This window comes from Pinirhizobacter soli (assembly GCF_015905305.1).
Classification (GTDB): Bacteria; Pseudomonadota; Gammaproteobacteria; order Xanthomonadales; family Rhodanobacteraceae; genus Pinirhizobacter; species Pinirhizobacter soli.
This window is the reverse complement of record NZ_JADZLQ010000002.1, coordinates 712663-734862: the sequence shown is the minus strand read 5'-3', so window position 1 is coordinate 734862 and position 22200 is coordinate 712663. Positions and strand designations below refer to the sequence as shown.

The 22200-nt window shown below is 65.5% G+C and carries 25 protein-coding genes; 16 read left to right on the top strand and 9 right to left on the bottom strand.

Translation table 11 applies throughout. From position 1 onward, the window contains the following. Positions 1-161: 161 nt before the first annotated feature. Genes NDK18_RS13165 through NDK18_RS13155 form a run of 3 tightly spaced genes read left to right on the top strand, consistent with a single transcriptional unit; the run spans position 162 to position 2661 of the window. Positions 162-1739 carry a flavin monoamine oxidase family protein gene (locus NDK18_RS13165; protein ID WP_250624441.1) on the top strand — a complete coding sequence of 526 codons (1578 nt, stop codon included), beginning with the start codon at positions 162-164 and terminating at the stop codon, positions 1737-1739. Continuing rightward, a complete protein-coding gene (locus NDK18_RS13160) occupies positions 1736-2173 on the top strand; it encodes a c-type cytochrome (RefSeq protein WP_250623978.1) in 438 nt (145 codons plus the stop codon). Before NDK18_RS13165 ends, NDK18_RS13160 begins: the two co-directional genes overlap by 4 nt. After that, positions 2170-2661: a RidA family protein gene (locus tag NDK18_RS13155; protein ID WP_250623977.1), complete on the top strand. Its 492-nt coding sequence runs from the start codon at positions 2170-2172 to the stop codon at positions 2659-2661. The genes NDK18_RS13160 and NDK18_RS13155 overlap by 4 nt, the downstream gene beginning before the upstream one ends. Positions 2662-2738: 77 nt before the next feature. Here NDK18_RS13155 and NDK18_RS13150 read toward each other — a convergent pair whose 3' ends face one another. Continuing rightward, positions 2739-4055, bottom strand: a complete 1317-nt coding sequence (locus NDK18_RS13150; RefSeq protein ID WP_250623976.1) for an ammonium transporter — start codon at positions 4053-4055, stop codon at positions 2739-2741. Then, a complete protein-coding gene (locus NDK18_RS13145) occupies positions 4042-4383 on the bottom strand; it encodes a P-II family nitrogen regulator (RefSeq protein WP_250623975.1) in 342 nt (113 codons plus the stop codon). The genes NDK18_RS13150 and NDK18_RS13145 overlap by 14 nt, the downstream gene beginning before the upstream one ends. Before the next feature lie 237 nt (positions 4384-4620). Here NDK18_RS13145 and NDK18_RS13140 point away from each other — a divergent pair, with 237 nt between their 5' ends. The 7 genes from NDK18_RS13140 to NDK18_RS13110 are packed head-to-tail and all read left to right on the top strand — an operon-like array spanning position 4621 to position 11072. Beyond that, a complete protein-coding gene (locus tag NDK18_RS13140) occupies positions 4621-5055 on the top strand; it encodes an SUF system Fe-S cluster assembly regulator (protein ID WP_250623974.1) in 435 nt (144 codons plus the stop codon). 27 nt (positions 5056-5082) lie between these two features. Continuing rightward, a complete protein-coding gene (gene sufB, locus NDK18_RS13135) occupies positions 5083-6543 on the top strand; it encodes a Fe-S cluster assembly protein SufB (protein WP_250623973.1) in 1461 nt (486 codons plus the stop codon). 18 nt (positions 6544-6561) lie between these two features. Then, positions 6562-7347 (top strand): Fe-S cluster assembly ATPase SufC, encoded by a 786-nt coding sequence (sufC, locus tag NDK18_RS13130; protein WP_250623972.1) that lies wholly within the window; start codon positions 6562-6564, stop codon positions 7345-7347. Beyond that, the gene (gene sufD / locus NDK18_RS13125; RefSeq protein ID WP_250628004.1) at positions 7344-8672 is read left to right on the top strand and encodes a Fe-S cluster assembly protein SufD; all 1329 of its coding nucleotides are present in this window, start codon (positions 7344-7346) and stop codon (positions 8670-8672) included. The genes sufC and sufD overlap by 4 nt, the downstream gene beginning before the upstream one ends. Positions 8673-8681: 9 nt before the next feature. Beyond that, positions 8682-9935 (top strand): aminotransferase class V-fold PLP-dependent enzyme, encoded by a 1254-nt coding sequence (locus tag NDK18_RS13120; protein ID WP_250628003.1) that lies wholly within the window; start codon positions 8682-8684, stop codon positions 9933-9935. Beyond that, positions 9932-10246: a non-heme iron oxygenase ferredoxin subunit gene (locus NDK18_RS13115; RefSeq protein WP_250623969.1), complete on the top strand. Its 315-nt coding sequence runs from the start codon at positions 9932-9934 to the stop codon at positions 10244-10246. Before NDK18_RS13120 ends, NDK18_RS13115 begins: the two co-directional genes overlap by 4 nt. Before the next feature lie 52 nt (positions 10247-10298). Further along, positions 10299-11072: a CPBP family intramembrane glutamic endopeptidase gene (locus NDK18_RS13110; protein WP_250628002.1), complete on the top strand. Its 774-nt coding sequence runs from the start codon at positions 10299-10301 to the stop codon at positions 11070-11072. On the opposite strand, the gene NDK18_RS13105 is transcribed toward NDK18_RS13110, so the two are convergent. Beyond that, positions 11046-11816: a MipA/OmpV family protein gene (locus tag NDK18_RS13105; protein WP_250628001.1), complete on the bottom strand. Its 771-nt coding sequence runs from the start codon at positions 11814-11816 to the stop codon at positions 11046-11048. The two genes, NDK18_RS13110 and NDK18_RS13105, sit on opposite strands and share 27 nt — an antisense overlap. Before the next feature lie 131 nt (positions 11817-11947). Between NDK18_RS13105 and NDK18_RS13100 the strand changes: the two genes are divergently transcribed. The 4 genes from NDK18_RS13100 to NDK18_RS13085 are packed head-to-tail and all read left to right on the top strand — an operon-like array spanning position 11948 to position 15976. Further along, positions 11948-12664: an HAD-IB family phosphatase gene (locus NDK18_RS13100; protein ID WP_250623966.1), complete on the top strand. Its 717-nt coding sequence runs from the start codon at positions 11948-11950 to the stop codon at positions 12662-12664. Beyond that, complete coding sequence (locus NDK18_RS13095; RefSeq protein ID WP_250623965.1) at positions 12661-14064, top strand: aspartate aminotransferase family protein; 1404 nt, start codon at positions 12661-12663, stop codon at positions 14062-14064. The genes NDK18_RS13100 and NDK18_RS13095 overlap by 4 nt, the downstream gene beginning before the upstream one ends. Positions 14065-14087: 23 nt before the next feature. Then, the gene (locus tag NDK18_RS13090) at positions 14088-15119 is read left to right on the top strand and encodes a GNAT family N-acetyltransferase (RefSeq protein ID WP_250628000.1); all 1032 of its coding nucleotides are present in this window, start codon (positions 14088-14090) and stop codon (positions 15117-15119) included. Further along, positions 15119-15976, top strand: coding sequence for an arginase family protein (locus NDK18_RS13085; protein ID WP_250624440.1), 858 nt, complete (start codon positions 15119-15121; stop codon positions 15974-15976). The genes NDK18_RS13090 and NDK18_RS13085 overlap by 1 nt, the downstream gene beginning before the upstream one ends. Here the strand turns inward: NDK18_RS13085 and NDK18_RS13080 are convergent. The 6 genes from NDK18_RS13080 to NDK18_RS13055 form a co-directional block, all read right to left on the bottom strand. Next, positions 15973-17172, bottom strand: coding sequence for a DegT/DnrJ/EryC1/StrS family aminotransferase (locus NDK18_RS13080; protein ID WP_250627999.1), 1200 nt, complete (start codon positions 17170-17172; stop codon positions 15973-15975). The two genes, NDK18_RS13085 and NDK18_RS13080, sit on opposite strands and share 4 nt — an antisense overlap. Then, the gene (locus NDK18_RS13075; protein ID WP_250623962.1) at positions 17156-17536 is read right to left on the bottom strand and encodes a DMT family transporter; all 381 of its coding nucleotides are present in this window, start codon (positions 17534-17536) and stop codon (positions 17156-17158) included. The genes NDK18_RS13080 and NDK18_RS13075 overlap by 17 nt, the downstream gene beginning before the upstream one ends. Next, positions 17536-17892, bottom strand: coding sequence for an EamA family transporter (locus NDK18_RS13070; protein WP_250623961.1), 357 nt, complete (start codon positions 17890-17892; stop codon positions 17536-17538). Before NDK18_RS13070 ends, NDK18_RS13075 begins: the two co-directional genes overlap by 1 nt. Before the next feature lie 9 nt (positions 17893-17901). Beyond that, positions 17902-18729, bottom strand: coding sequence for an alpha/beta hydrolase (locus NDK18_RS13065; RefSeq protein WP_250623959.1), 828 nt, complete (start codon positions 18727-18729; stop codon positions 17902-17904). Between the two features lie 63 nt (positions 18730-18792). Further along, the gene (locus NDK18_RS13060; RefSeq protein ID WP_250623958.1) at positions 18793-20196 is read right to left on the bottom strand and encodes a sensor histidine kinase; all 1404 of its coding nucleotides are present in this window, start codon (positions 20194-20196) and stop codon (positions 18793-18795) included. Positions 20197-20200: 4 nt separating this feature from the next. Continuing rightward, on the bottom strand, positions 20201-20887 hold the full coding sequence (locus NDK18_RS13055; protein WP_250623956.1) for a response regulator: 687 nt from the start codon (positions 20885-20887) through the stop codon (positions 20201-20203). Positions 20888-21037: 150 nt separating this feature from the next. Here NDK18_RS13055 and NDK18_RS13050 point away from each other — a divergent pair, with 150 nt between their 5' ends. Then, positions 21038-21661 carry a PepSY-associated TM helix domain-containing protein gene (locus NDK18_RS13050; protein ID WP_250623954.1) on the top strand — a complete coding sequence of 208 codons (624 nt, stop codon included), beginning with the start codon at positions 21038-21040 and terminating at the stop codon, positions 21659-21661. A gap of 17 nt (positions 21662-21678) precedes the next feature. Continuing rightward, positions 21679-22191 (top strand): DUF2271 domain-containing protein, encoded by a 513-nt coding sequence (locus tag NDK18_RS13045; RefSeq protein ID WP_250627998.1) that lies wholly within the window; start codon positions 21679-21681, stop codon positions 22189-22191. Positions 22192-22200 lie beyond the last annotated feature (9 nt).

The following is a 22200-nucleotide window of genomic DNA, read 5'->3' as shown; positions in this document are numbered from 1 at the left end:
GCATGACCGAAAGGGTGATGCCCGTAAGCTTAGCGTCTGACCGGCGGTGGTCGCCAATACAACTGGCTATTGGATCTTGTTGCGCTGCAACGTGTGTGATATCGATGCAGACTGGGCCATCCCGGGGCGAGGAAATGAATATGGCGACACCTGAAATGGCCATGACCCGGCGCGACCTGCTGCGCATGATCGGGATAACCGCCGGGAGCGCGGTGATGTACCAGGCCATGGCGGGCATGGGGGCAATCAAGACACCGCCCAAACGCGCAGCCACGAAGCTCGAGGGCAGCGTGCACGGCAGCTCGGTGCTGATACTGGGTGCGGGCCTGGCCGGCCTGGTGGCCGCCTATGAGCTGCGCAAGGCCGGTTACAAGGTGCAGGTACTCGAGTACAACGCCCGCGCCGGAGGCCGCAACTGGACCTTGCGTGGCGGCGATAGCTACACCGAACTCGGCGGCGAGACGCAGCATTGCCAGTTCGACCAGGGGCAGTATTTCAATCCCGGTCCATGGCGCATTCCCTACCACCACACAGCGCTCCTGGGGTACTGCCGCGAACTTGGCGTGCAGCTGGAGCCCTTCGTCCAGGTCAACTACAACGCCCTGGTGCAGGCTACCGGCTACTTCGACGGCAAGCCGCAGCGCTTCCGTTCGGTGAAGTCCGACTACCACGGCCACGTGGCGGAACTGTTGGCCAAGGCCACCAGCCAGGGCAACCTGGACAAGGAAGTAAGCAAGGAAGACAAGGAAATCCTGCTTGAATCGCTGCGTTATTGGGGTGGCCTCGACAAGGACTTCCGTTACACGATGGGCCCGCAATCGGGCGATCGCCGCGGTTATGCCAAGGAGGCCGGTGGCGGCCTGAATGCCAAGCCTGAATATTCCCAGCCTATGCAATTGCACGACCTGCTCGCTTCCAACGTGTGGCAGAACCTGATCGTCGACGGTGCCTACGAATACCAGACCTCGCTGATGCAGCCGGTAGGCGGCATGGACATGATCGGCAAGGCCTTCGTGCGGGAAGTGGGGCAGGCGATCCGTTACAACGCGAAGGTCACCAACATCGAGCAGGATGACCACGGGGTCACGGTCACCTACCAAGACACCTTGAAGCCCGGCGCCCCGCAGGTGGCCAAGGCCGACTGGTGCCTTTGCACCATCCCGCTCTCCATCCTCAGCCAGATCCCGATCCAGGTCGGCGCGCCGATGGCGGCTGCAATTTCCGCGGTCCCCTACCTCGCCAGCTCCAAGGTCGGCCTGCAGTTCAAGCGCCGGTTCTGGGAGGAAGACGAGTACATCTACGGTGGCATCAGCTACACCGATTCGCCGCTGGGCATCGTTTCGTACCCCAGCCACGGCTTCGGCGGCTCGAAGGGCGTGCTGCTGGGTTCCTATACCTTCGGCACGCAGGCATTCGAATGGACGGCCTTATCGGCCGCCGAGCGTGTGCGCAAAGCGGTCCAATACGGCCAGCAGCTGCACCCGGCCTATAGCCGGGAGTTTGAAAACGGCATGGCCGTGGGCTGGCAACGTGCGCCATTCACCCTGGGCTGCTTCGGCCTTTGGTCGGACGAGGCTCGCCAGGAGCACTACGACAACCTGTGCCAGGTGGACGGACGCATCGCGCTGGCGGGCGAGCACGCTTCGTATCTTCCGGCCTGGCAGGAAGGTGCGGTGCTTTCCTCACTGGATGCCATCGAGCGCCTGCATGCGCGCGTGCGCGACGGGAGCCACGCATGAAGAAGATGATCTTCATTTTCCTTGCGGGGGTAGCCGGCGTTGCCCATGCCCAGGTGCAGGGCCTGACTCCGTCGACGGGGGCGACCCAGGATCCGGCCTTCATCGACATGCGGCATCCGGAGGCCGTCACTGGCGAAGCGATCTTCACCCACATCTGCCAGGGCTGCCACATGCCGCAGGGGCAGGGCGCGCAGGGCGCCGGTGCGTATCCGGCGCTGGCCCACGACGGCAAGCTTGCCAGCAGCGCCTATCCCATCGTGATGCTGCTCAACGGCCGCGGCGCCATGCCGGCGATCGGCCAGGGACTGACAGACGACCAGGTGGCCGGCGTGGTCAACTACATCCGCACCCATTTCGGCAACGACTACCACGACGACGTCACGGCCGCGCAGGTCAAGGCGATGCGTCCTACTCCCAAGGAACCCACGCCATGATGCGCAAGCTCATTCCCGGAATCATCGCCCTTGTCCTTTGTACACAGGCCGCCGCCGTGGACGTTACCCGCCATCCCATTCCCAACAGCAAGTTCCCGATCAGCGCGGCGGTGGAAGTGCCCGCCGGTTCCACCCTGGTGTTCCTGAGCGGCGTGGTACCCACCGCTATCGATGCCAAGGCCGCCAAGGACAGCGTCGCCGCCTACGGCGATACCAAGGCGCAAACGGTATCGGTGCTGAAGTCGATCCAGGCGCAGCTGGCCGGCATGCACCTGAAGATGGGCGACATCGTGAAGATGCAGGTGTTCCTGGCCGGCGATCCGGCCAAGGGCGGCAAGATGGATTTCCCAGGCTTCATGGAAGGCTATACGCAATTCTTCGGTACGCCTGACCAACCCCTGCTGCCTTCGCGTTCGGCGATGCAGGTGGCGTCCCTGGCCAACCCCGGTTTCCTCGTCGAGATCGAAGTTACCGCTGTCAGGCCGTAGCGTTGTTGCTTCCTGCATAACTATCGCGGTGATCGCCATCGTCATGCACCTGGCATGACGATGGCGATCACCGACCGCTACAGGTTGTACGCGCGCTCTTCGTGCAGGGCCAGGTCCAGGCCCACCTGCTCGGCCTCGGCATCCACCCGCAGTCCCATGGTGATATCCACCAGCTTCAGCAATACGTAACTGCACACCGCGGTGTAGGCCACGGTAAAGCCCACGCCCTTGCACTGGATCCACAGCTGGTGGCCGATATCGGTCACCGTGCCGAAGCCGCCCATCGCCGGCGCAGCGAACAAACCGGTAAGGATCGCGCCGATGATGCCGGCCACTGCGTGCACGCCGAACACATCGAGCGAATCGTCGTACTTGAGTACGTGCTTCAGGCGGGTGGCGGCAAAGAAACAGACTACGCCCGCCAACAGGCCAAGGATGAGTGCGCCCCCGGGGCCCGCGGTACCTGCCGCTGGCGTGATGGCTACAAGCCCCGCCACCGCGCCCGAAGCGATGCCGAGCACGCTGGGCCGCTTGTGGATCGCCCACTCCACCGCCATCCAGCCGATCGCCGCGCCTGCCGTGGCGATCTGCGTCACCAGCATGGCCATGCCGGCGCTGCCGTTGGCAGCGACCGCGGAGCCCGCATTGAAGCCGAACCAGCCCAGCCACAGCATGCTGGCGCCCATCAGCGTGTAGCCCAGGTTGTGCGGCGGCATCGGCGTCGTTGGGTAGCCGCGTCGCTTGCCCAGCACCAGGCACGCGACCAGGCCCGCGATGCCGGCGTTGATGTGCACCACGGTGCCGCCGGCGAAGTCCAGCACGCCAAGGTCGCCCAGCCACGAGCCCGGGCCCGACCACACCATGTGCGCGATCGGCAGGTACACCACGGTGAGCCAAAGCAGGGTGAAAACCAGCAAGGATGAGAACTTCATCCGCTCGGCGATGGCGCCGACGATCAGCGCCGGGGTGATGATGGCGAAGGTCATCTGGAACATCACGAACACGCTCTCAGGCACCGTCTGGTAGAGCGAGGCAGGCGTTACGCCCGAAAGCATCGCGTGGCCGAAGCCGCCGATGAACGAGTGGATGTTGGTGACACCCGCCTGCATGCCGGTGGTGTCGAACGCCAGGCTGTAGCCGTAGACGAACCACGCCACGGTGACCACGGCGGTGATGGCGAAACATTGCATCAGCACCGACAACAGGTTCTTCGCGCGCACCATGCCGCCGTAGAACAACGCCAGCCCCGGGATGGTCATCAGCAGCACCAGCATGGTGGCGGTGAGCATCCAGGCGGTGTCGCCGCTGTCGGCTTTGACCACGGCGGCCTGCGCGAAGGCGCTGGCCGGGGCCAGCACGAAGGGGGCGAGGAAAGCGGCTTTAGGAAAGCGCATCGGCGTCGATCTCCTGGGTGCGGATACGGACGGCCTGTTCGAGTTCCAGCACGAAGATCTTGCCGTCGCCGATCTTCCCCGTGCGCGCGGCTTTGGAAATCGCCTCGATGGCGCGCTCGAGCTGTTCCTCGGTTACCGCCAGCTCCACCTTGAGCTTGGGCAGGAAGTCCACGACGTATTCGGCGCCGCGGTAGAGCTCGGTGTGGCCGTGCTGGCGGCCGAAGCCCTTGACCTCGGTGACGGTCATGCCCTGGACCCCGACCTCGGCCAGGGCCTCGCGGACGTCGTCGAGGGTGAACGGTTTGATGACCGCGGTGATCCATTTCATGGCGTTGCCCTCGCATGGTGTCGAAACCAGGCAGAGCAGGGACCGTGCCATATGCTGCGAGTGCACAAATGCGCTATGAAACCGTGGCTTGCGTTCCAGCGCGGCTGATATGGAGCCCGGTCGAAGAGCGTGCGCGAAAGCCCTTTGCACCGTCGTGGTGCGCCGCGGCACTTGTCGCACGGGGCAGGAATCAGTACCATTTCGGTCCTGATTACGCTTCCCTGGTTCCCCGACCACATGCTCCGCGTCAGCCGGCTCACCGATTACGCCACGGTGGTGATGACCTTCATCGCCGCCCACCCGGACGACGTGTTCACCACGGCGCAGATCGCCGATGGCGCGCGCCTGGAGGCGCCCACGGTGAGCAAGCTGATGAAGCTGCTGGCCCATGCCGGGCTGGTGGCGTCGTTCCGCGGAGTCAACGGCGGTTACCGGCTGGGCCGGCCCGCCACCGAGATCACCCTGGCCGACATCGTCCAGGCGATGGAAGGCCCGATCGGCATGACCGAATGCAGCGTCGCCGGCGGCCAGTGCGAGCGCGAGGCCACCTGCGGCGTCAGCGGCAGCTGGAAGCAGGTCAGCGGCATGGTCGAGATGGCCATGCGCGGCGTCAGCCTCGCCACCATGGTGGCCCAGGTGCCGCCGGCCATCCGTGAAGCCGTCCACCCATGAACATGCATGACCTAGGACTTTCGTCCCATGACTCCTGAAACCCTCTCGCCCGTCCGTGACAACGCCGAGGTCGAGGCGGCGCTGAACCGGCGCTACGAGGCCGGCTTCGTCACCGACATTGAATCGGTCAGCCTGCCGCCGGGTTTGTCCGAGGACATCGTGCGCCAGCTTTCGGCGCTGAAGAACGAACCTGAGTGGATGACCGACTGGCGCCTGGCCGCTTACCGCCATTGGCTCACCATGCCCACGCCCGACTGGGCCAAGCTCAAGATCGATCCCATCGACTACCAGGCGTTGAGCTACTACTCCGCGCCCAAGGCGGGCCTGAAGTCGCTCGACGAAGTGGATCCGAAGCTGCTGGAAACCTACGAGAAGCTCGGCGTACCGCTGCATGAGCGCGCGCGCCTGGCAGGCGTGGCGGTGGACGCGGTGTTTGACTCGGTATCGGTGGGCACCACCTTCCGCAAGGAGCTGGCCGAGGCCGGCGTGATCTTCTGCTCGATGTCCGAAGCCATCCGCGAGCACGGCGATCTGGTGCGCCAATACCTGGGCTCGGTGGTTCCCACGGGCGATAATTATTTCGCGGCGCTGAACTCCGCCGTGTTCTCCGACGGCAGCTTCGTCTTCATCCCGAAGGGCGTGCGCTGCCCGATGGAGCTCTCCACCTATTTCCGCATCAACGCGATCAACACCGGGCAGTTCGAGCGCACGCTGATCATCTGCGAGGATGACGCCTACGTGTCGTACCTGGAAGGCTGCACCGCACCCATGCGCGACGAAAACCAGTTGCACGCCGCGGTGGTGGAGCTGGTGGCGCTCGAGCGTGCCCAGATCAAGTACTCCACCGTGCAGAACTGGTACCCGGGCGACGAAAACGGCGTCGGCGGTATCTACAACTTCGTCACCAAGCGCGGCGATTGCCGGGGCGCTGATTCGAAAATCTCCTGGACGCAGGTGGAAACAGGCTCCGCCATCACCTGGAAGTATCCCAGCTGCATCCTGCGCGGGGATCGTTCGGTGGGCGAGTTCTATTCGGTGGCGCTTACCCATCACCACCAGCAGGCCGATACCGGCACCAAGATGATCCACATCGGCAAGCAGACGAAATCCAAGATCGTCTCCAAGGGCATCAGCGCCGGCCGCGGCCAGAACAGCTACCGCGGGCTGGTGAAGATAGAGAAGGGTGCCGATGGCGCACGCAACTATACCCAGTGCGATTCGCTCCTGATCGGCAAGCGTTGCGGCGCGCACACCTTTCCTTATATGGAAGTAAAGAACCCCACGGCGATCGTCGAACACGAGGCCACCACCTCGAAGATTTCCGACGACCAGATGTTCTATTGCCGCTCGCGTGGCATCGGCGAAGAAGACGCCGTGTCGTTGATCGTCGATGGCTTCTGCAAGCAGGTGTTTCGCGAGTTGCCGATGGAATTCGCCGTCGAGGCCAAGAAATTGCTGGAAGTGTCGCTTGAAGGCGCGGTCGGCTGAACGAACATGGACAACAACATGCTGAAGATCGACAACCTCCATGCCCGCGTCGAGGGCAGGGAAATCCTCAAGGGCCTCTCGCTCACCGTCAACGCCGGTGAGGTGCACGCCATCATGGGGCCGAACGGGGCGGGCAAGTCCACCCTGGGCAATGTGCTGAGCGGGCGCGAAGGCTATGAGGTGACAGCCGGCAGCGTCATCTACAACGGCACCAACCTGCTGGACCTGGAGCCTGAAGAGCGTGCCGCCGCCGGCGTGTTCCTGGCCTTCCAGTACCCGGTGGAAATTCCCGGGGTGAACAACACGTATTTCCTGCGTGCCGCATTGAACGCCCAGCGCAAGCGCCGCGGCGAGGAAGAGCTCGACTCCATGCGCTTCCTGAAGCTGGTGCGCGAAAAGCTCAAGGTCATGCAGATCTCCGATGAACTGCTGCACCGTGCGGTGAACGAAGGGTTCTCCGGTGGCGAGAAAAAGCGCAACGAGATCTTCCAGATGGCCGTGCTCGAGCCGAAGCTCGCCATCCTTGACGAAACCGATTCGGGTCTGGACATCGATGCGTTGAAGCAGGTGGCCGGCGGCGTCAACGCGCTGCGCTCGCCCGATCGCTCCTTCATCGTGGTCACGCATTACCAGCGCCTGCTCGATTACATCGAGCCTGACTTCGTCCATGTGCTGGCCGGTGGCCGCATCGTGGAAAGCGGCGACAAGTCGCTGGCGGTGAAGCTCGAGGAACAAGGCTACGCCTGGCTTGCCGATATCCATCCTGATATCGCGCGCGCCGAGCTTGCCGGAGCCAAGGCATGAGCGAGGCGACTGCCCTGCGCACGCCGCTGGTCGAGTCGCAGATCCAGGCCGCGGCGGCACGCCCGCCGGGCGACGAGCCCGCGTGGCTCGCCCAGGCGCGCTCGGAAAACCTGGCGGCATTCACTGCCGGGGGGCTTCCGGACACACGCATCGAAGCCTGGAAGTACACGGCGCTGCGTGCGCTCGGCCAGCGCCGCATCGGCCCGGTCGACGTGGACGCGGCCCTCCGCGCCACCGTTGATAGCACGGGCTTCGTGCTACCGGGTGTCGACGGGCCGCGGCTGGTATTCGTCGATGGCGTCTTCCGCGCCGATCTCTCCACTGCGCAGGATGTCGCCGGACTCCAGGTGATGCCGCTTTCCCGCGCCCTGCGCGAGCAACCTGAATCCTTGCGTTTCGCGCTGTCGCGGCATTACCGCGAACGGGCGGATGCTTTCGCCCAGCTCAATGCGGCGCTGGGTTTCGATGGCGTGGTGGTGCGTGTGGCACCCGGTGCCAAGCTTTCGTCCCCGCTGCACATGGTGTTCGCCGGCGGCACCCAGGCCGAGGCCGGTAGCCACCTGCGCGTCGTCGTCGATGTCGGCGCCGAAGCTGCAGTCGACGTGGTCGAGCACCACGTGGCCGTGGGCGAGGCCAGCCACCTGGCAACGCTGGTCACCGATATTGCCGTGCACGACGATGCCCGCCTGGGCTGGCTGATCGTGCAGGACGCTGGCGTCGCTGCCACCCTGGTGCGCAGGACCCGCGCCCAGCTCGGCGCGCGGGCATCGGCCACGGTACATGCGCTGGAACTGGGCGGCGCCCTGGTGCGCCACGACCTGGCCTGCGACCTGGCAGGCCAAGGCGCGCACCTGGAGACCCGCGGTGTGTTCGTGATCGGCCGGCGGCAGCACGTCGATACACAACTCAGCATCCGCCACGGCGGCCGCGACACCACCTCCGACGCCCTGTGGCGCGGCGTGGCCGACGGCCGTGCGCGCGGCGTGTTCCGCGGTGCCATCGTGGTGGCCGAGGGCGCTGACGGTAGCGACGCCGCGCTCAGCAACAAGAATCTCCTGCTCTCCGCCGACGCCGAGATCGACACCAAGCCGGAGCTTGAGATCTACGCCGACGAAGTGAAGGCTGCCCATGGCGCCACCATCGGCCAGCTCGACGAGCGCGCGCTGTTCTATCTGCGGTCGCGCGGCATCGGCCTTGCGCAGGCGCGCAGCCTGCTTACCCTGGCCTTCTGCCGTGTGGCCCTGGCCGACATCAGCGATGAGCGCCTGCGTGAGCACCTGGGCGAGCTGCTGGACAAGCGCCTGCCGCGCATGGCTGACGCTTAAGGATTCCGTATGAACGCCAAGCTACACGATCCGGCTCCACCCTTCGACATCGTGCGCATCCGTGCGGACTTCCCGTTGCTCTCGCGCACGGTGCACGGCAAGCCGCTGGTGTACTTCGACAACGCCAATACCTCGCAGAAGCCGCGCAGCGTGATCGAAGCGGTGGATCGCCATTACCGCGAACACAACGCCAATGTCGCCCGCGCCGTGCACCAACTGGGCGAGGAAGCCACATCCGCCTACGAAGGCGCGCGCGACCGCCTTGCCCGCTTCATCAATGCCCCCTCGCGCGATGAGGTGATCCTTACCTCAGGCACCACGCAGTCGATCAACCTGGTGGCCTACAGCTATGCCTTGCCGCGGCTAAAGGCCGGCGATGCGATCCTCACCACGGTGATGGAACACCACGCCAACATCGTGCCCTGGCAGCTGGTGGCCGCCCGTGCGGGCGCCACGGTAAAAGCAGCGCCGATCGATGCCAATGGCGAGCTCATCGTGGAGAAATTCTTCGAGCTGCTCACCCCGGAGGTGAAGCTTGCCTGCGTCGCGCATGTCTCGAACGTGCTTGGCACGGTGAACCCGGTGCGCGAGATCGCACGCGAGTGCCGTCGCCGTGGCATTCCCCTGCTGGTGGATGGCTCCCAGGCGGCGCCGCACCGGCGCATCGACGTGCAAGGGCTGGGATGTGATTTCTATGCCATCACCGGCCACAAGATGCTGGCGCCCACGGGAACGGGCGCCCTCTGGGCCCGGCGTGAACTCCTCGAGGCCATGCCGCCGTTCTTTGGTGGTGGCGAGATGATCCGCGAGGTCCGCTTCGACGGCACCACGTTCGCCGAGCCGCCACACCGTTTCGAGGCCGGCACGCCCAATATCGCCGGTTTTGCCGGCGTGGCCGCTGCTATCGACTACCTCGAAGGCGTCGGCTTCGACGCCATCGGGACGCATGAGCAATCGCTCCTTGACCACGCCACCAGTGCCTTAAGCGAATTGCCGGGCATCCGCCTGTTCGGTACGGCGGCCGGCAAGGAGCCGGTGATCTCCTTCCTGCTGGACGGCGCGCATGCCAACGACCTGGCTACCTTGCTCGACCTGGAAGGGGTGGCGGTGCGCTCGGGGCACCATTGCGCCCATCCGTTGATGCAGTTCTTCGGCGTGCCGGCCACCCTGCGGGCTTCGCTGGCGTTCTACAACACCCACGAGGAAATCGACGCCTTCGTCGCCGCGCTGCGCAAGGTATCCAGGCTGCTGGTGGCCCCGTGAACGGCTGGATCCGAGTGGGGACGCGCAGCGAATTGCTGCCGGGTGAGTTCCGCGTGGTCTTCGACGGGGACACCCCGATCGCCGTCTACAACGTCGACGGCGACCTGCATGCCATCGAGGACACCTGTACCCATGACGGCGGGGAGCTGGCCGGGGGGCCGGTGATCGGATACGAGGTGGAGTGCATTCGCCATGGCGCGCGCTTTGACCTGCGCACCGGCGAAGTGACCTGTCCGCCGGCCTGGGAGCCGGTCGCGGTGTTCCCCGTCCGCGAAGAAGACGGCGCCATCTGGACGCGCGACGATCGCTGAAATTACGCTAGCGGCTTTGAAACGCCGAACCACACCGTTACAGGGGTCATCCATGCTCTCCCGCGAGCGCCGGCGCACATTGCTGGCCTTTGCCCTGCTGTTCGCCTGCTACCAGGCCGCCGAAGGCGTGGGCGCGCGCCTGTTCGGCAGCTTTGCCATGCAAGGCAGCCTGATGATGATCGCCGTGGCGCTGGCGTGGCCGCTTGGCCACTGGATGGGCTTTCGCGGCTGGCAGGCCTATGCGCTGGAATGGCGGCCGTTCAACCTGGCCTGGCTCGGTGGCGGCCTGGTGATGGCGCTCCTGGCCAAATACGTGGCGGCGTGCCTGGGGCTTGCCCTGGGCGTGTATCGCCCGGCACGAATCGCGTTTGAGGAAACAACGTCCATGGAACTGGCCATGGCCCTGGGCACGGCGGTGGTGTTCACGTTCATTCCATCGTTCGCCGAGGACATCCTTACCCGTGGCTTCTGGTACCGGGCTGCGCGCATTGGCTGGCGCGGTGCGTGGTTCGTGCCGTTCTCGGCCTTGATGTTCATGCTCAACCACATTTATCGCCTTGGCGATGGGTTGTCCCATTGCCTGATGCTCGCAAGCTTCGGCCTGGCCTATGCCATGGCGCTGTGGCGCAGCGGTTCGCTATGGCTGGCGGTGGGGTTGCACTGGGGATGGAACCTTGCCAATGCCTTGCTCGACCGCGTGTTGCCGGTGGAAGTGGTGAACGAGGCTGCCGCGCCCTACCTTTCCGCCGCCGTGCACCTGGCGCTGGCGGCGATGCTGCTGGCCGTGCCGAAGTTGCCGTCAGAAATGCACCAGCCACGCCAGTGACGTGGTGACCTGCGTGGCCGAACCGTAGCTGCGCACCAGCGGGCTGCGCGCGGCGTCACCCTGCAAACGGCCCACGTTGATGGCCAGCGCAAAGCCGGTCTTCTGGCTGGTGGGAATGAAGGCGTCGTATTCGATCGTGGCGCTTTCCGCGCCGGCACCCGGTTGCCAGGGCGATGTGCCGATGGCCCGCGCCTGGTCCGGCGTGACGCCGAAGAAGCGGCGCATGGCCGCGCCGTTCATGCCGTTCCACTGCACTTCGACCGAATGCTCGACATACCAGAAGCCGGGCAGGGTGACGTCGCCGTAAATGGCCGTATAAACGCCCGCTCCCTGCGTATCGTGCGACAGCTGCGCGCCCATGCTGAAGGTCTTGTCGAAACGGTATTCCAGGTAACCGCCGCCGTGGATGCGCGGCGACAACGGGGGAATCTTCCCACCAAGCTGGCCCAGCGAATCGCGCGTGCGTCCCCACAGGTAGTTGCCATAGATGCCGCCATGCCAGGCCTCGCCGTCGATCAGGTCGAGCTCCAGGCCGTCGGTGGTGGAAATGGAACCCAGGTGTGGCACGTCGATGTCGATGTAGGGCACCACCTGGCTGCGATGGTCGCTTGATCCCACCCATCCAGGCATGCGCTCGACACCCACGCCAAGGGCATAGGTGGACGTTTCCTGCGCCAGGCTTTCCGTGGCAAAAATGGCCAACGCCATGCCGGCTCCAAGCAGGCCGGCCACACTGCATTTCATAAGCATTCCATAAGAAAACAGCCGCCCCTCAGCGGTGCGGCGATCATAGTTTATAAATCGCAGGAACATGGAAAGGGGCTCGAAAGCTTGCGTACCTAGCCTTGCGTCAACCTAGTGCGCAGGAGCGCAGCGTGCTGATCACCCCGTCCACGCCGTGGACCATCCTCTGCGACTTCGATGGCACCGTCGCGGTGGAAGATGTCATCGATTCGATGTTGGTGCGCTTCGGCCGTCCCGGCTGGGAAGCACTCGAAGACGACTGGCGCGCCGGTCGCATCGGTTCGCGCGAATGCATGCAAGGCCAGGTGGGCTTGCTCGATGTCTCGCGCGACGAATTGGACGCGCACCTGGACTCCCTGGGCATCGACCACGGCTTCGCGGCTTTTGTCGAGCTAGCCCACGATTGCCGCGTGGGCCTGCGCATTGTCAGCGACGGCCTGGACTACGCCATCGCACGCATCCTGGGCCGGTACGGCCTGGGCCACCTGCCCGTGTCCGCCAACCGCCTGCAGCCTGCAGGTGCCAGGCAATGGACGCTGCAATCCCCCTCCAGCAGCGCAGACTGCGGCGCGGGCACCTGTAAATGCGCGGTGGCATCGCGCGCGGCCCTGGCTCCGGCGCGCACCCTGCTGATCGGCGATGGCGCGTCCGACTTCTGCGCCGCCGACCGCGTGGACTTCGTCTTCGCCAAGCATCGCCTGATCGAACACTGCCGTTCGGCGGGCATTCCCTATGCGCCGATCGCCAGCTTCGAGGAGGCCATCGCGCTGTTGCCCTCGCTGCTGGACGGCAGCCTTACCGACACCCATACCGCGCGTCCGCTGCACACCGAGAAATTACCCGCATGACCCTCTTCCCCAAAGACACCATCATTGCCAACGACGACGCGCAGCTGCTTGCCGACGAAGCGAAGTACTGCTCGTTCGGCGACACCGTGCACTATGTCGATCCGCCGAAGATCTTCCGCCATGCCGAGGGAAGTTTCATCTACGACAGCGCCAACGTACCCTTCCTCGACCTGCAGATGTGGTACTCGGCGGTCAACTTCGGTTACGGCAACAAGCGGCTGAACGACAAGCTGAAGGAGCAGATCGATCTGCTTCCGCAAGTGGCAAGCCAGTACCTGCATCCGACCAAGATCGAACTCGCCAGGACCATCGCGCAGGATGCGGAGAAGAAGTTCGGCCTGAAGGGGCGCTGCCATTTCAATGTGGGCGGCGCGCAGGCGGTGGAAGACTCCCTGAAAATCGTGCGCAATGCCTGCAACGGCAAGCAGCTGATGTTCGCCTTCGAAGGCGGTTACCACGGGCGCACGCTCGCTGCCTCGGCCATCACATCCAGTTATCGTTATCGCCGACGTTTCGGCCATTTCGGTGATCGGGCGATGTTCCTGCCGTTCCCGTATCCGTTCCGCCGTCCCAAGGGCATGACGCCGGAAGAGTACTCCGACCATTGCGTGCACCAGTTCGCGCGCCTGTTCGAATCCGAATACAACGGTGTGCTTGACACCAAGACCGGCCAGAGCGAATACGCTGCGTTTTATGTCGAGCCGATCCAGGGCACCGGCGGCTATGTGGTGCCGCCGATGGGCTTCTTCCAGGGCATGAAGAAGGTGCTGGACAAGCACGGCATCCTGATGGTGGTCGATGAGATCCAGATGGGTTTCTGGCGCACCGGCAAGCTGTGGTCGATCGAGCATTTCGGCGTAACGCCCGACGTGATCGTCTTCGGCAAGGCGCTCACCAACGGCCTGAACCCCCTCTCGGGCCTGTGGGCCCGCGAGGAGCTGATCAATCCAGAGATCTTCCCGCCGGGGTCCACCCATTCGACCTTCAATTCCAACCCGCTGGGCACCTCGCTGGGACTGGAAGTGATCAAGATGGGTTATGAACTCGATTACGAAACCACGGTGCCTGCCAAGGGCGCGCATTTCCTCGCCGGCCTGCGTGACCTGCAGAAGAGGCACAAGGAAATCGGCGACGTCGACGGCCTGGGCCTGGCCTTGCGCGCGGAGATCTGCACCGAGGACGGCTTCACGCCCAACAAGGCGCTGCTCGACCGCATGGTCGACATCGGGCTTGCCGGCGACCTGGATCACCAGGGCCGGAAGATCGGCCTGGTGCTGGATGTGGGTGGCTGGTACAAGAACGTGATCACCTTCGCCCCGTCGCTGGATATCAGCTTTGAGGAGATCGACCTTGCGATCTCGCTGCTCGACCAGCTGCTGACGCGCGCGAAGAAAGCCTGAAGCCAAGGCAGCCGGGGCCGGGCATGGCGTTCATCAACCAGCTCGAGCCCTGGGGCCTGTTGCGCGAGTTCAGCCTGGCGCCACCGGCGGGCTTCCGCAGCCTAACCTCCGTCGATGGCGTGCCGATGTTCGACACGCCGTTCGACCTCCTGACCACCGCCGATGACTCCATGCGTGCATCGTTGCGCCGCGTGCCGGGCTTGTCGCGCCTGTTGCGCTGGCGCACGCGTTTCGTGGGTTCCACGGTGAGTGAATACGCGCTGTTTCCGCCGGGCGCGGATCCGCTGGCGATGGCCCGCCAGCTGCGCGTTGAGCAAGGCGGCGCCCGTGCGTTGTTGATCGTCAAGGACCTTCCCGCCCAGTCGCCGTTGTTATCGGCGGAGGAGAACGCCTGGACCGCGGCCTTCGCCCAGGCTTGCATGGCTGAAGGATTCGTCCTGCTCGACGGCCAGGCGCTGGCGTGGGTACCGATCGACTTCGCCGACGAAGACGCTTACCTGGCGCGGTTGTCGGCGTCGCGGCGAAAAAACATCCGCCGCAAGCTGCGCAGCCGCGCGGACCTGGACATCCAGGCCGTGGCGACCGGGCCGGCGCTGGCGGTGCCCGCGCAACTGGATGAGATGATCGCGCTGTACGAAAACGTCTATGCGCAGAGCGAGATCCACTTCGACCGCCTGCAACCGGCCTACCTGCGGGGACTCTTCACCGATGCCGACAGCGGCGGCACGGTGTTCCTCTACCGCCATGCCGGACGCCTGATCGGCTGGAACCTCTGTTACGAGTATCGCGGCCGCCTGGTCGACAAATACATTGGCCTGGCTTACCCGGAAGCACGCACGCATAACCTTTATGCGGTGAGCTGGATGCACAATCTTGCCCATGCGCGCGAGCGCGGATTGTCGGCGTACGTTGCCGGCTGGACGGACGCCGAGGTGAAGGCATCGCTGGGCGCACGGTTTACCCCGACGCGACACGCGGTGTTCGCGCGCAACCGCCTGCTGCGTGCCGTACTGCGCCGCATGGCCGGCCGTTTCGAAGCCGAGGCCGCCTCGTGATCGCCAGCGCACCGGTGGTGCTGGACCTGGACGGCTCGCTCGGCAGCTTACCGGCGCGATTGGTGTTGCCCCTGCGCGAATGGGAGGAATCCCTGCGCTTTGCCGCTACTTGGCGCGCCATGCGGCGTTTCGGCGCCGCGCTCGACGCCATGCTTCCCGAGCGGCACGGCACGGTGTTCATGGGTAGCGGCGACTTCCATCACTTGTCGCTGCCCCTGATCGAACGTCGCGGCCGGGAAGGGCGTTTCCAGGTGGTGGTGCTGGACAATCATCCGGACAACATGCGTTTTGCCTGGGGCGTGCATTGCGGCTCGTGGGTGCGGCGCGTGGCGGCGCTGGAACAAGTAAGCCACGTGCATGTGCTGGGCATCACCTCCAGCGACATAGGAGCGCGGCATGCCTGGGAGAACTACCTGGCGCCGTTGCGCCGCGGCAAGCTCACTTACTGGAGCCTCGGGGTTGATGTTTCCTGGGCCAGGCGCCTGGGGCTGGCCGCGCGCTTCCGGCCGTTCGCCACGCCCGATGAACTGGTCGATGCCTTCGGCCGCGAGTACGCGCAGGAACCGACGTACCTGTCGATCGACAAGGACGTGTTCGCCCCCGGCGTCGCCCGGACCAACTGGGACCAGGGCGTGTTTTGCGAAGACCACGCGCTGGCGGTGATCAAGGCCTTGCAAGGGAATCTGGTGGGAAGCGATGTTACCGGTGAGATTTCCGCCTATCGTTACCGCAACCCGGTCAAACGCTGGCTGAGTGCACTGGACGACCAGCCGCTCGTCGGCGGGGCGGAACTGGCTGGCTGGCAGTCCGGGCAGCACGCATTGAACCTTCGGCTGCTCGAAGCCCTGCGCGCCTAGGGCCGTGCCCGCGCCACGCGCTCGAGCACGCGGCAGATCGATTCGAACGTCACATCATCCAGCCACGGGCTGTTGCTGATGGTCATGCTGCGCGCGGCGAAATCGCGCGCGTTGGGCACGTCGCCGGGAATCGGTCCCAGCGCCGGGTAGTCGGCCATGGCGTGGATGAACAGGCGGCTGACGCCTTGGCCCCCTGTCCACAGGGCATCCATCGCCAGGTCGCGGGTGGCACGGTCACACAGGCGCAGCAGGAAATACGGCCAGGTGCCGTGCTGGCCCGGGCCATCGCCGAACACGTGCACGCCGTGGATCGCGCGTAGCCGCGGCAGGCGGCGCGCAGCGCGGTGGTTGCCGGCGGCAAGGAAGGCGGGCAGGCGGCCGATCGCGGCACTGCCCACGCCATTGCGCCAACGACCCACGCGATGGAAGGGCAGGCCATCGGGCATGTCGTCGCCCACCGCCTGCACCAGTTCGCCACGGGCCAGGGCGCGACGTAAGGGATCGCCATAGGCGCGGCGCAACCCGTGCGGATGGTACAGCGCGGCATAGCCGAGCAGTTCGGCGCTGCGCCGCAGCTCCCAGTCCAGGCGCCATGGCTGCTGTACATCGCCCATTGCCCGGCGGACGTCCGGACGGCGGCTTACCAGCAGGCCGCCTTCGAAAATCGAAAGGCCTTTGCCGGCGGCAAGGCTGAAGAATCCCACGTCCCCCTGCATGCCCACGCTGTCATCGCCCACGCGTGCACCCAGGGCCTGCGCTGCGTCCTCGACGACGAAGGCTCCGGCGTTGCCGGCGATGTGCGAGATGGTGGCCACGTCCACGACGCGTCCGGCCAGGTGGGTGGGCAACACCGCCAGCGTGCGTTCGTTGCACGTGGCTTCCAGCTGCCGCGGATCGAAGCCGAAGCCGCCGTGCTCGGTGTCGCAAAGCTTCGGTTCAAGGCCGGCGCGGCGCACCGCCAGGCCCACCAGCGGACAGGTGTAGCCAGGCATCACCACTTCGCGGCGCGATGGCGCCATGGCGTGCAAGGCGCGAAGCGCGATCACCAGCGCAGCTGAGCCTGAGCAGGTAAGGAGGGCATCGTCACTACCGAGGAAGCTCGCCGCGCGCTTGGCCAGGCGGGGCGGGCGTGGCAAAAGATCGCGCCAGCGCAGTGGCAGGCCCGCTGTCGGCGGGATTTCAGTCCGGCGCTGCATCGCGTTCGGCCAGCGCCAGGCAAACGATGCCGGCGATGATGGCCAGGGCGCCGGTGACGCGCCCCGGTGTCAGTGCCTCGTTGAACAACCATGCCGAAAGCAGCAATACGCTCACCACTTCAAGATGCGAGGCGGCGAACGCCGGGCCGATCGGTGCACGCTGCAGCAAGGTCATCCAGCTGAAGAACGCACCGAGGTAACCGATGATGGCGCCATAGATCCACGGATGGGAGAACACGCGCCATAGCCAGGCGATATTCGCTTCCACCGGCAGCGCATGGCTCCCGGCCATCTTGAAGGAAAGCTGCGCCAGCGTGTCGAAAGCCATGAGGCACAGGAAGCCAACCACGTAGAAGCGGCGCATCAGGTGGCTCCCACGATGGCCACGCCCAGGCTCACCAAGGCCATGCCGGTCACGCGCAGGGGCGTGAGCCGTTCGCCGAACAGCCAGCGGCCGGCCAGCATCACCACCACGATGTTGATGGAACCCAGCAAGACGCCATCGGACAGCGGTACCAGTGAAAGGAAGGCGATCCACACCAGGAACTCCACCACATAACAGGCGCCACCGAGCCACAACCAGGGACGGGCCAGCATGTACTTCCATCGCGCCAGGCCCTCACCGGCATCCGGATCACCTGCCGCGGCCTTGAATGAAAGCTGGCCTACCGTGTCCAGCGTGATGTTGGCCAGCCACAGGCCCAGCGCCAGCGTGTTCATCAGCGAACTTTAAGCCGCCGCGCGCATGGTGCCGGCGACATCACGGAAGAATGCCGCTGCCGCTTCCACCAGCACGTTGCGTTCGCGGTCAATGGTGATCATGTGGTAGCTATCGCGCAGCAGAAGCATCTTCACGCGCCCGGCGACACGGTCGCGCACCAGGTAGGCGTTACCAAGGCTCGCTATGTCGTCCTCGACGGCATGGGCTATCAGGCAGGGCGCTGTCACCCGCGGCAGGTCGCGCTCGACCTGCTTTGAGAGCACGAACATTTCGGCCAGAGCGTGCCATGGGTTGCCCGGCAAGCCGGCGGCGGCGCTGTCGCCCTGCAACATCTGCTTGCTGACCTGCGCACGCAGGCGCTCATCGCGGATGCCATAGGGAGGCTCTTCCATGAAACTGCGGTTGCGGCCAATGCCGAGCTTCTTGAACATCGGCAGCAGGAAGGAAAGCTTCGCCTTCCAGGGGATGCTCCAGCCGTCGTAGCGGAACGTGGCGCCGAACACGCCTACGCCGCTCACCAGGTCCGGCCGCTCGGCGGCAAGCTTCAGCGCCAGCAGCGCGCCCATCGAAAGGCCGGCGACGAATACGTGGTCGCATGTCTGGCGCATCCGCGTCGCGGCGGCCTCGACGCTTGCGTACCAATCCTGCCAGGTGGTGGCCAGGAGGTCGTCCTCGCTTCCGCAGTGGCCGGCCAGTTGCACGCCATGCACGGTGAAGCCGGCACGGCTCAGGCCCTTGCCGACCAGGCGCATCTCGGTGGGAGTGCCGGTCAATCCGTGGACAAGCAACACACCCGTGCGGTCGCCGGGGAAGGTGAATTCAGCTGGCGCGATCATCAATGTCAGTCCGTGGCATGGGTAGTCCAGCCATGGCAAAAGGTTGCGGCCTGGTGGTTTCAGTCACCTTTCGATGGCCACGGGAAAGACGATTTCCACCCGCAGGCCGCCGCCGCGGGCGTGGGAAAAACGCACGTTTGCCGCATGCACGTCGGCGATCCGCTCGACGATGGCAAGGCCAAGGCCAGTGCCGCCTTCGCGCGCGGAGGGCGCACGGAAAAACCGCTCGCCCAGCCGGGAGAGCCATTCGTCGGGCACGCCCGGGCCGTTGTCTTCCACGATCAGCTGCGAGCCGCCCGCCGGGTCCGCGGCCACGCCCACGGTCACCGAGCTTCCGCGTCCGGCATGGGCGATGGCGTTGTCGATCAGGTTGTCGAGCATTTCCTGGAGCATCAATGCGTCGCCGCGCACCACGCGTGGTTGGTCGCCGCCTTCGAAGCCGAGGTCCACGCCCGCGGCGATCGCATCGTGGATACGCTGGCCGACCATGCCGGGCACGGCCTTCTGCAGATCGATGTCCACCAGCGGCGTGTGGTCGCTGTTGGGCGATTGGGCGCGGGTGAGTGACAGCAGCTGGGTGGAGGCGCGCGAGGCGCGCGCGGTGAGTCGTTCGATGTGTTCGAAGGCATCGGCCATCGCCTCCGGGCTGCGGTTGGCCAGCGCCCGTTCCACGTGCATGCGAAGTCCCGCCAGCGGCGTGCGAAGCTGGTGCGCGGCGTCGGCAATGAAACGCTCCTGCAGCACGAACACGCCGCGCAGGCGGGCGAACAAGCCGTCGATGGTGCGCGTCAGCGGCAGGATCTCCACCGGCACGTCGGTCTCGCCAATCGGTCCCAGGTCGTGTTCGCGCCGCGCCAGGCGTGCGGTCAGGGGGTCCAGTACGCGCAGCCCGTGGGTCACGCCGAACCACACCAGGCACAGGATGGCCAGGATCAGCAGCGATTGCAGCGGCACGGTAAGCAGCAGGATTTCCCCCGCACGCTGGCGCCGGCCCTTGAGCGTCTCGGCGACCTGGATGGTCAGGATGTCCGAAGGATCGTCCGCGCTTGGTACGCGCATCACCGCCGCGCGCAAGGGACGGCGCCGGTGCATGGTGTCGTAGAGCCGTGGCGCCGCGCCTACCGCGGGCACGGTGGCATTGGGCGGAATGTCCTCGTTCTGGTCCAGGCGCCCGCGCTTGCTGCTGTCGATGGTGAAGAAAGTGCGTCCGTCCGGATCGAATTCCAGGAGGAAGCGCGCCTGCGGCGCGATGTCGCCGGCCAGTCCATGGCTGCTTTCCATGGTGGCGAGCGTCACCGCCGAATCGGACAGATCCTTGTCGTGGATCGAGTTCGAATAGGCCAGCGCGCCGGCATAGGTGAGCAAGGCATCTCCCACCAGCACCAGCAACACCGGTACCAGCAGGAAGGTCAGCAGCCGCCCGCGCAGGCTCGGCGTGGCGCCAGGGGCGCGGGATCGGCTGGACACGCCCTTAATGCTCGGCGGCGGTAGCTTCGGCTTCCTCGAGCAGGTAGCCCAGGCCGCGTACCGTACGCACGCTGGTACCCGAACCCTTGAGCTTGCGCCGCAGCCGGTGCAGGGCGATGTCCAGCCCGTTGTCGGTGAGATCCTGGTCCCAGTTGCAAAGCGCCTCGATCAGCTGCGCGCGGCTGGTGACACGATCGGGACGTGCGGCCAGGGCTTCGAGAAGGCCGAATTCGCGTGCAGTGAGTTCCAGCGGGCTTTCCTCCACCCAGGCCCGATGGCCCGGCAGATCCAGGCGGAGCTTGCCCATGGTCCATTCGGGTGTGCCGTTGCTGGTCCGCCGGCGCAGTTGCGCACGTACGCGGGCATCAAGCTCGGCCAGGGCGAAGGGCTTGACCAGATAGTCGTCGGCGCCGAGGTCCAGTACGCGGACGCGCTCGCGCAGGCCCTCGCGCGCCGTCACCACGATCACCGGCAACTCCGTGCCGCGGCGGCGCAGGCGCGTGAGCACATCGCTGCCGTCCAGGAGTGGCAGGCCGAGATCCAGCACGAGCAGGTCATATGTGTGGTCGCGGAGCGCGTGGTCTGCGCGTTGTCCGTCGGCGACATGGTCCACGGCGTGGCCGCCCTGGCGCAGCGAAGCGCAGATGCCTGCCGAGATTGAGCTGTCGTCTTCGGCTACGAGAATGCGCATGGTGGTTCCACCTCTTTGCTAGTGATTCTCATTTGTGTCAAAATCGTAATTTCTTGCGACGGCAGCCAGGAATGGCGGCTGTAACCCGCCCCGGGTCTGCCGGACGCGTCTATTCGACCACGAACCGACTGAAGGAACGTAGACCCGCCCATGGCCGACGCCCACGCCGACCGCAAGCGCCGCGCTTGGTGGCTGAAGCAGCTGCACACCTGGCATTGGGTCAGTTCCGCGGTTTGCCTGGCTGGCTTGCTGCTGTTCGCCATCACCGGCATCACGCTCAACCACGCCCGTAGTATCGAATCGACAGCGTCGACGGAACATCGTTCCGGAACGCTTGGCGCTGAAGCCCTGGCAGCACTTAAGGCCACAGGCGGCCGCGGTGCACTTCCCGAAGCAGTGGCGTGGGACATCCGCCGCGCGATCGGCATAAAGGTGGGGCAGGCAGTGCCTGAGTGGAGCGACGATGAGGCCTACCTGGGCCTGCCTCGGCCCGGCGGTGACGCCTGGCTCACCGTCGACCGCGCCGATGGCGCCATCACCTACGAAGCCACCGACCGCGGCTGGGTGGCCTGGGCCAACGACCTGCACAAGGGCCGCAACGCAGGCCTGGCCTGGTCGGTATTCCTGGACGTGTTCGCCGTGGCATGCCTGGTGTTCGCCGTCAGCGGCCTGCTCCTTTTGAAACTGCACGCCTCTCGCCGCGCCGCGACCTGGCCGATGGTGGGTTTTGGCCTGCTGCTGCCCTTGCTGATCGTGCTGTTCCTGATCCACTGACCAAAGGGAAATAACCGATGCACAAGTGGCTTGTCGTGTTCATCGCCATCGTGTTGCCATGGCCTGCCCTGGCTACGCAACTGGCCATCTCGGTGGCCATCCCGCCACTGAAGGTGGCCGAATACCACCGGCCCTATGTCGCCGCCTGGATCGAGGATAAGGATCACACCGTCGCTGCGAACCTGGCGGTCTGGTACGACGTGCGCAAGGCCGACAACGAAGGCACCAAATGGTTGAAGGATCTTCGCCAGTGGTGGCGACGTTCCGGCCGCGATACACCGATGCCCGTCGACGGCGTCAGTGGTGCAACGCGGCCCGCCGGCCAGCATCGGTTGAATCTTGCCTCAGGATCGCCGCCGCTGGGCAACCTGCCGCCGGGCCGTTACGAACTGGTCGTCGAGGCTGCCCGTGAAGTGGGTGGCCGCGAGGTGCTGCGCTTGCCCTTCGCCTGGCCGGTCGATCCGCGTACTCCACTATCGGTACACGGCAAGGATGAGCTTGGCCTGGTCACCCTCGACATCATTCCTTAAGGAAGCATT